Consider the following 1,317-nt stretch of genomic DNA (forward strand, 5'->3'; position numbering starts at 1 on the left):
CGCTGGGGTCGAAGACCATCATTACAGCCGCTTTTCCAATCTTGATTTCACCGCGGTGAATTACGCCGCCGCCTGGCGCTGGAGTTTTACGCCGGCCTTGCATGGCAACCTGACCTCCGACCGGCGGGAATTTGTCGACAACACGGCCGACGTCCAGAACTCAGGTCAACTCAATCGCCGGACCAACCGCTCGACCGTGTTTGATGCGGAATACGAGCTCGATGGTGCGTGGCGGCTGGTTGGCGGACTTTTCGAACGCACCAGCACCAGCAGCCAGCCCTTCACCTTTGAAGGCGACTCACGAATTCGGGGAGCCGAGGGCGGCGTACGCTATGTCTTCCCCTCGAACACTTCCATGGCTTATCGCTATAAGCGGGGCAACGGTGACTATCCGGGCCGGGTGCCGTCGCCAACGTTTGCGGGGAGCTTTACGGATACTGAGCATGAGGTTCGGCTGGACTGGGCGCCAACCGGAAAAACCACCCTGCGGGCGCGCTTGTCCCACCTCGACCGCGAGCACGATGGATTGGCTGCGCGGGATTTTTCGGGTTTTACCGGCCAGCTTGATGCGACCTGGAACATCACGGCAAAGACAAGCCTTGCCGGAGGCCTGGTGCGGGAACTGGGCAGCTATCAGACTTCTACAGCCAGCTATTACGAAGGCTATCGCTTCTTTATCGCGCCGACCTGGAAGCCCAGCGAGAAGACGGCCGTTCACCTGCGCTATGACCACGGCGCACGCGACTTCCGGGGGCCTTTGCCGGGCTTTGCCGCAACGGACCGCCACGACACCAGCAATCTGGTTTCCCTGGCACTTGAGTGGCAGGCGCTGCGTGCCCTCAAATTGATAGCTTCAGTGCAGCGCGACAGGCGCAAATCCACTGAGCCGGGTTTTGACTACACCAGCAATGCCTTTGGTCTTTCAGCACAAGCGAGCTTTTGATGGAATCCTTCAACCAACCCCGCTTTCAGGCGCCGGCGTGGCCCCAGCCTGCGGCGTCCTTTACAGACATTTTGCTTTCCGAAAAGGCGACAACAAGATGAAATTCATGATTCGTAACTTTCCTCCGGTCTTATTGGCCTTGCTTCTGGCGATGACGGTTCCCGCGTGCGCCCAGCCGGCCGCATCAAGTCAGTCTGCTGCAGTGACAGCTCCGGTTGCGCCCGTTGCACCGGCTGCTGCCGGTGCTGCGGCTGTGCCGACCAACCAGGACTATCGCCTGGGCGCCGGCGATTCCATTGGCGTGCAGGTGTACCAGAGTCCGGATCTCTCGGTCGACGCACGGGTATCTGAAAGCGGCGTGATCAGCTATCCCC

General features: G+C 60.2%; 2 protein-coding genes. Both read left to right on the forward strand.

From position 1 onward, the window contains the following. Window positions 1-943, forward strand: a 943-nt coding sequence (gene epsL, locus AC1DWI_RS23445; protein WP_477725950.1) for an XrtB/PEP-CTERM-associated polysaccharide biosynthesis outer membrane protein EpsL, incomplete at its 5' end; no start/stop codon positions are given. Window positions 944-1,094: 151 nt separating this feature from the next. Next, window positions 1,095-1,317, forward strand: a 223-nt coding sequence (locus AC1DWI_RS23450) for a polysaccharide biosynthesis/export family protein (RefSeq protein ID WP_477725951.1), incomplete at its 3' end; no start/stop codon positions are given.

This window comes from Polaromonas sp. P3_C2 (genome assembly GCF_056402675.1).